The organism is Streptomyces sp. SID1328, from assembly GCF_009865595.1.
Classification (GTDB): Bacteria; Actinomycetota; Actinomycetes; order Streptomycetales; family Streptomycetaceae; genus Streptomyces; species Streptomyces griseoluteus.
On the sequence record NZ_WWKH01000997.1, the window covers coordinates 1 to 6105 of the forward strand.

Annotated in this window: 7 protein-coding genes; 3 read left to right on the forward strand and 4 right to left on the reverse strand. The window is 72.2% G+C overall.

Going from position 1 to position 6105, the window contains the following annotated elements:
* Positions 1-159 precede the first annotated feature (159 nt).
* A complete protein-coding gene (locus tag GT030_RS32165) occupies positions 160-1749 on the forward strand; it encodes a molybdopterin-dependent oxidoreductase (RefSeq protein WP_161204100.1) in 1590 nt (529 codons plus the stop codon).
* Positions 1750-1831: 82 nt separating this feature from the next.
* On the forward strand, positions 1832-2479 hold the full coding sequence (locus GT030_RS32170; protein ID WP_161204101.1) for a fasciclin domain-containing protein: 648 nt from the start codon (positions 1832-1834) through the stop codon (positions 2477-2479).
* Positions 2480-2701: 222 nt separating this feature from the next.
* Here the strand turns inward: GT030_RS32170 and GT030_RS32175 are convergent, their stop codons facing one another.
* From GT030_RS32175 to GT030_RS32185, 3 genes are all read right to left on the reverse strand, one after another.
* Positions 2702-3430, reverse strand: coding sequence for an anti-sigma factor (locus GT030_RS32175; protein ID WP_161204102.1), 729 nt, complete (start codon positions 3428-3430; stop codon positions 2702-2704).
* Positions 3427-3996 (reverse strand): sigma-70 family RNA polymerase sigma factor, encoded by a 570-nt coding sequence (locus GT030_RS32180; protein ID WP_161204103.1) that lies wholly within the window; start codon positions 3994-3996, stop codon positions 3427-3429. The genes GT030_RS32175 and GT030_RS32180 overlap by 4 nt, the downstream gene beginning before the upstream one ends.
* Before the next feature lie 95 nt (positions 3997-4091).
* The gene (locus GT030_RS32185) at positions 4092-4508 is read right to left on the reverse strand and encodes an ATP-binding protein (RefSeq protein WP_202460836.1); all 417 of its coding nucleotides are present in this window, start codon (positions 4506-4508) and stop codon (positions 4092-4094) included.
* Positions 4509-4679: 171 nt separating this feature from the next.
* Here GT030_RS32185 and GT030_RS32190 point away from each other — a divergent pair, with 171 nt between their 5' ends.
* Positions 4680-5042 (forward strand): hypothetical protein, encoded by a 363-nt coding sequence (locus GT030_RS32190; protein WP_161204105.1) that lies wholly within the window; start codon positions 4680-4682, stop codon positions 5040-5042.
* Positions 5043-5097: 55 nt separating this feature from the next.
* Here the strand turns inward: GT030_RS32190 and GT030_RS32195 are convergent.
* The coding region (locus tag GT030_RS32195) for an MMPL family transporter (RefSeq protein ID WP_161204106.1) at positions 5098-6105 on the reverse strand (1008 nt) is incomplete at its 5' end.

Consider the following 6105-nt stretch of genomic DNA (forward strand, 5'->3'; position numbering starts at 1 on the left):
GGACATCAGCGGCCGGACCGGCTGACAGCACCTCAACAGTCATGCGGCGACACCCGGATGATCCGTCGCCGAACGCCGCCCGGATTGGTGTGAGATGCGTCTTCATCCGATCTGAGGAAGCCACCAATCCGGCCCCGCACCCGGCCCCGGATTCCCCGCGTGAGTGAGGAACAGAGCGACCCAAGGAGATCACCGGGGCCGGCGCGGACGGCGCTGGGCGCACTGAGCGGCGTGCTCGCCGGGTCCGCCGCGCTGGCGGTGGCCGAGCTGGTGGCGGCGGGGGTACGGCCGCAGGCGAGCCCGGTGGTCGTGGTCGGCGGGGCCTCCATCGACCAGACCCCGGCGGCGGTCAAGGACTGGGCGATCCGTCACTTCGGCACCAACGACAAGCTGGTGCTCCAGCTCGGCATCCTCGTCGTCCTCGCGCTCCTCGCCCTGGGCCTGGGTGCGCTGGCGGTACGCCGCCGGGTCGTCGGAGCGGCCGGGGTCCTCCTGTTCGGCGTCATCGGCGCGGTGGCCGCCCTCACCCGCCCGGACTCCCGAGGCTTCACGGACACGCTGCCGTCCCTGATCGGGGCCGTCGTCGGCGCGCTGCTCCTCTCCTTCCTGGCCGGACGTCTCATCACCCCCGTACCGGTCCCTGACAGCGAGCCCGGCGACTGGGACCGGCGGGGGTTCGTCATCGCGGCCACCTCCGCGGCCGCCGCGTCCGCCGTCGTGGGCGGGGCCGGCCGGACGCTGAGCGGCAGCCGGGCGGGAGACGCCGTCGCCTCCCGCGAGCAGGTCGTCCTGCCCCGCCCCGGCTCGCCCGCACGGCCGGTACCGGCGCGGACGGCCCTGCGGGTCGACGGTGTCAGCCCCTACGTCACGCCCAACAAGAGCTTCTACCGTGTCGACACCGCCCTGGTGGTCCCCAAGGTGGACGCCACCGCCTGGCACCTCCGCGTGCACGGCAAGGGCGTGACCCGCCCGGCCACCTTCACCTTCGACGACCTGCTGCGCCGACGGCTGATCGAGCGCCGCATCACCCTGACCTGCGTGTCGAACGAGGTCGGCGGCCCGTACGTCGGCAACGCCCGCTGGACCGGCGTCCGCCTGGCCGACCTGCTCGCCGAATGCGGGGTGAAGGCTCCCTCGCACGGCGGACCGGCCGACCAGTTGGTGGCCCGCTCGGTGGACGGCATGACCATCGGCACACCCGTCGAGGACATCATGGACGGCCGCGACGCCATGCTCGCCGTCGGCATGAACGGCGAACCGCTGCCCTTCGAGCACGGCTTCCCGGTACGCATGCTCGTGCCCGGCCTGTACGGCTACGTCTCCGCCTGCAAGTGGATCCAGGACATCGAACTCACCACGTTCGACTCCTACGACCCGTACTGGGTCAAGCGAGGCTGGGCGCGGAAGGCGCCGATCAAGACGCAGTCCCGGATCGACACCCCCAAGCCGTTCGCCCGGCCCAAGTCCGGCACCGTGATGGTGGCCGGGGTCGCCTGGGCCCAGCACCGGGGCATCGACAAGGTCGAGGTACGGGTGGACGACGGTCCCTGGCAGGAGGCCCACCTCGCCGCCGAGGACACCCGTGACACCTGGCGCCAGTGGTCCTTCCCCTGGCAGGCGACCAAGGGGTCCCACACCCTCACCGTGCGCGCCACCGACCGCACCGGAAGCGTGCAGACGGAGAAGCGCGCCCGGACCATCCCCGACGGCGCGAGCGGCCGGCACTCCGTCGTCGTGACCGCGGAGTGAGCCCCGACCGGCTCCCCGCCCCCTGACCAACTCTCTGCATCCGGCAGCCCGTTGCTGCCTCTCGACAACAGGAGAAAACCCAATGAACGCTCGCATCCGCCGCACCACCGGTCTCGTCTCGGCCGCCCTCATGCTGCCCCTCGCGCTCAGCGCCTGCTCCGGCGGCGACAGCGACTCGGCCAAGTCCGGCTCCAAGGCGTCGGCGTCCGCGTCCGCGTCGGCCCCGGAGAGCAGCGCGGGCATGAGCAGCATGGACCAGCCGTTCGGCCCGGCCTGTTCCTCGGTGCCGAAGAACGGCGCGGGTTCCTTCGACGGCATGGCCAAGGACCCGGTCGCCACCGCCGCCTCCAACAACCCGGCGCTGTCCACGCTGGTCACCGCGGTGAAGAAGGCCGGTCTGGTCGACACCCTCAACAACGCGCAGAACATCACGGTCTTCGCGCCCACCAACGACGCCTTCAACAAGATCCCGAAGGCCACGCTGGACAAGGTCCTCGCCGACAAGGCCCAGCTCACCAAGATCCTGACCTACCACGTCGTCGGCCGGAAGCTCACGCCGAAGGACCTGGAGAACGGCTCCTTCGGCACCCTGGAGAAGTCGAAGCTGGCGACCTCCGGCATGGGCGAGTCCTACACCGTCAACGACTCCGCCAAGGTCGTCTGCGGCAACGTCAAGACCGCCAACGCCAGCGTCTACATCATCGACACCGTCCTGATGCCCAAGAGCTGACCCGGCGGACCTGCTCCCGCCCGGGGTGCCGACGGCCCGGGCGGGTCTCCGCCGTACCGAGCCCGAGAGGGGGACGCCATTGACCGCGACCGATGAGGACTGCCCGAGGAACGCGCGCGACGACGTATTGCGCAGGATCGCCGTCACCCGCCAAGTCAGCGCGAGCCGAGGCCTGTTCGTCAGGCTCGCTCGGTGTCGTGCGGCCCGGCACGACGCCGTGCCTCAGAGCTGAACCACCCCAAGCGGCGCGGTTGTCGGCTGATTCGACCCTCCCGCCGGTTCCACCGTGATCCCGACGGCCGTCGCCCGGCCGAGGGGGCCCAGCAGGACCCGGCCCTGACGGCCTCCCGTGCCGGAGAGCAGGCCGCCGGAGCGGAAGGTGGTGCCGTTGTCGGCGTACCAGAGCTGGTACACCTTCCCCTCGCTGAGGGCGGGCAGCCCGGTGGCCACGAAGGCCGCCTTCTGCTTCTGCCGGGACATGACCACGCTCGCCCGTGCGCCGTTGCTCAGCTCAACGGTGCGCACGGTGGCATCCGGGGCGGTCACCACGTCGGCGAGCGAGGAGGCACGGCGCTCCTGTTCCTGCGCCGTGCGCCGGGCGTCCCGCGCCTCCTCGTGCTGCCACCAGGCGATCGATCCGCCGGCGACGGCCACCGCGAGGCAGGCGGCGAGCGCCCAGGGGAGCAGCCGTCGGGCCCGGCTCGGCCGTGCCGGAGGGGTCTCCTGCCGGATGTTCCGGATGTCTGCCAGCACGCGGGTGCGGGCCGCGTCGTCCGGGGGCAGCGAGACGGCCTCAGCAAGTCCGACCACCGCCTCCATGAGCTGTGCGGCCTCCTCCCGGCAGGCCGCGCAGGCCGCGAGGTGGTTCTCGAAGGCGGCGCGTTCGTCCGGGGACAGGGCGTCGAGGACGTACGCGCCGACCGCGTCGTGATCGCCGGGAGCCGTGTTCATTCTCCGGCCTCCAGGCACTCCCGCAGCCGGTGCAGCCCGGTGCGCATCCGCGTCTTCACCGTGCCGGGAGGCTTGCTCAGGGCGCGGGCGACCTCGTCGTACGTCAGGCCCTCGTAGTAGGCCAGCACCAGCGGCACCCGCAGGTTCTGGCACAGCGCGGCCAGGCAGCGGTAGAGCCTGCGCTGCTCGTCGCGGTCCTGCACCAGCTCGGCCACCACGTCGAACGGGCGCTCACTGTTGCCCTCCGCCACCCTGCGGTCCCGGTCGGAGGCGGCCTGCGCCGAGCGGACCCGGTCGACCGCGCGGTGGTGTGCCAGGGCGAACACCCACGCCTTGGCCGAAGCGTGCTCGGGGTGGAAGCGGGCCGCCGTACGCCACACCTCCAGCATGACCTCCTGCGCGACCTCCTCCGCCTGCGAGGCGTCGCGCACCACGCGCAGGGCCAGACCGCGCACGGAGCCGGACAGGCTGTCGTACAGCAGGGTGAACGCCTCCTCGCTGCCGTGCGCGGTCGCCGTCAGCCAGCCGTCGAGACGGCGGTCGTCGGCGGACCTGTTCCTGGGCATCGGTGTCGTCCCTCCCTCGCACTCCTTCCTGTCCAGCCTGTGGGCCGGGCGCCGTCCCCGCGCCCGGTGGACGCCCGCCTGCGGCCGTTCGAGTGCTATCCGTCCGGGGGGTCCAGGACGGCCCAGACGGTGTGCCCGTCAAGGGTCGGCTCGTCGCCCCAGCGGCTGGCCAGGGCGTCGACCAGGAACAGTCCCCGGCCGGACTCCTCCAGCGCGAAGGACGGATGCCGCCACCGGGCCCGGACCAGGGTGGTGTCGAAGCTCGGCCCCGCGTCGGCCACCTCGATGCGGAGCGCCGGCCCGTCGGGGGACCGCCGCCGCAGCGCGCACGCCACCCGGACGGGCGGCCTGCCGTGCCGCAGCGCGTTGGAGACCAGCTCGCTGACCACCACCGATGCGTCGTCCGCGAACTCCGCCGCATGCCAGCGGGCCAGGTGGTCGCGCAGATCGTCGCGCACCGCGTCCACGGGGCCGGGGGAGTCGTAGCTGAGACGGCAGGAATCGCGCTTCATGACGAACACCTTCAGGGGCCTTTCAGGTAATTCGTCACGGGATGCCCCTTGGATGCGTGTCCGACGGGACAGCCGGCCCTCGGTAGAAAGTACGAAGCGGGGCAAACCGTGGCAGCCCTCGCTCCGAATCAAAGACATGAACGCTTCGAGACCTGAGGGGAGGTGTACTCAATGCGCGCACTCAGTGTGAAGCGGGCCGCTGTCCTCGCGGCGGCCGGAGCGATGCTGGCCGGCGGCGCCGCCATCGGCACGGCGGGCACCGCGTCGGCGTCCGTACCCGGGTCGGCGCCGGCCTCCTACAGCCAGCACCACGGCGACCGGGGATCGGGCCACAACGGCTACGACAACCGCCACCACGACCGGTACGGCCACCACGGCTACGACAACCGCCACCACGACCGGTACGGCCACAACGGCTACGGCCACGACCGCCACGGACATGACGGCTATGGCAACTCGCACCACCGTTGGCACAACCACTGGCACGACGGCTGGTGGGGCAACGGCTACTGGAACTCAGGCTACTGGTACTGATCCGGAACGCGGTGAGGTCGGCCCATGAGCGGGGGCCGGCCCCACCGTTCCGCTGTCAGACCGAGGCCAGCTCCGGCTGGGACCGCTGCTCGCCCACGTTGCCCAGTTGCGGGCCCGCCGGTGGCTTCGTCGGCCACCACAGCCAGGGGCCCATGTCCAGGGTGAAGGCCGGGACGAGGAACGGGCGGACGAACAGGGTGTCGAGCAGCACGCCCACCGCGACGATGACGCCGATCTGCGCGAGGTAGCGCAGCGGCATCACGGCCAGGGTGGCGAAGGTGACGGCCAGCACGACCCCCGCCGAGCTGATGGCGTTCCCCGTGGCCCGCAGTCCCCGGAGCGTGCCGATGCGCTGTCCCGCGAGCAGGGACTCCCGGCGGACGCGGTGCATGAGGAAGATGTTGTAGTCCACCCCGAGCGCGATCAGGAACACGAACGAGAACAGCACGAGGGACGGCTCCGTCGCGGTCGAACCGAAGGCGACGTCGAAGATCACCGCGGAAATACCCAGTGCCGCGAGGAAGTTGCCCACGGCCACGACGACCAGCACAACCGGCAGCGCCAGACTCCGCAACAGCCCCAGCAGGAGCAGCAGCACGATCACCAGGACGGCGGGCAGCACGCGGGTACGGTCCCGCTCGGCCGCCTGCTGCATGTCGTACACCTGCGCCGGATAGCCCCCGACCCGGGCCCGGCCGCCCGTGGCCGTGCGGAGACGGGCGACCGTCTCCTGGGCGCGCTCGCTGTCCGGGGCGCTGTCGAGAGTGGCCGCGATCGTCGTACGGGGCCGGGTCGCGATGACCTCGGTGCGGGCGACCCCCGGCGTCGCGTCCACCCGCTGTCGCGTCCGTGCGGCGCCCTCGGAATCGGCCACCACGATGGCCGGGCTGCCGGTGCCCGCCGGGAAGTGCGCCGCCAAGGCCGACTGGGCACGTACCGAGGGTGCCCGCGCGGTGAGCGCCTCGCCCAGCGGAAGGCCGCCGGGAGCCAGCAGTACGGCCAGGGCGGCACAGCCCGCGAGCAGCGCGCAGCCCACCGTCCACACCGGACGCGCGTGCCGGTC

Excerpts from the sequence above, each read along its gene's own strand:
- GT030_RS32170 (WP_161204101.1), top strand. The coding sequence starts at position 1,832 with ATGAACGCTCGCATCCGCCGCACCACCGGTCTCGTCTCGGCCGCCCTC.
- GT030_RS32175 (WP_161204102.1), bottom strand. The coding sequence starts at position 3,430 with ATGAACACGGCTCCCGGCGATCACGACGCGGTCGGCGCGTACGTCCTC.
- GT030_RS32180 (WP_161204103.1), bottom strand. The coding sequence starts at position 3,996 with ATGCCCAGGAACAGGTCCGCCGACGACCGCCGTCTCGACGGCTGGCTG.
- GT030_RS32185 (WP_202460836.1), bottom strand. The coding sequence starts at position 4,508 with ATGAAGCGCGATTCCTGCCGTCTCAGCTACGACTCCCCCGGCCCCGTG.
- GT030_RS32190 (WP_161204105.1), top strand. The coding sequence starts at position 4,680 with ATGCGCGCACTCAGTGTGAAGCGGGCCGCTGTCCTCGCGGCGGCCGGA.